This window comes from Streptomyces sp. NRRL S-340 (assembly GCF_000720185.1).
Classification (GTDB): Bacteria; Actinomycetota; Actinomycetes; order Streptomycetales; family Streptomycetaceae; genus Streptomyces.
The window spans coordinates 1-229 of sequence record NZ_JOIY01000146.1 but is presented as its reverse complement, the minus strand read 5'-3'; the positions used below and the strand labels follow the sequence as shown (position 1 = coordinate 229).

Sequence of the window (229 nt, the reverse complement as noted above, 5' to 3'; positions counted from 1 at the left end):
GAGCTTGCCCTGGACTTCCTTCTTCTTGCTGCCCAGTTCGGTGCGGGTGGCGGCGAGGTCCTTGAGCTTGGCGGTGGCCTCGGCCCGCTGCTGGGCGAGTTCGCGCTGCTTGTCCTGGATCTTCTTCAGTGCGTCGGCCTGCTGGCCGCTGACCTGGTCGAGGGTGGCGGCCTGGTCCAGGTACTCGTCCGGGTGGGAGGAGAGGAAGAGCTGGAGGGACGGGTCGATG

General features: G+C 67.2%; 1 pseudogene. It reads right to left on the bottom strand.

The features are described 5' to 3' along the window. Window positions 1–229 (bottom strand): annotated as a pseudogene (locus tag IG64_RS37335) (hypothetical protein); the annotation flags it as partial.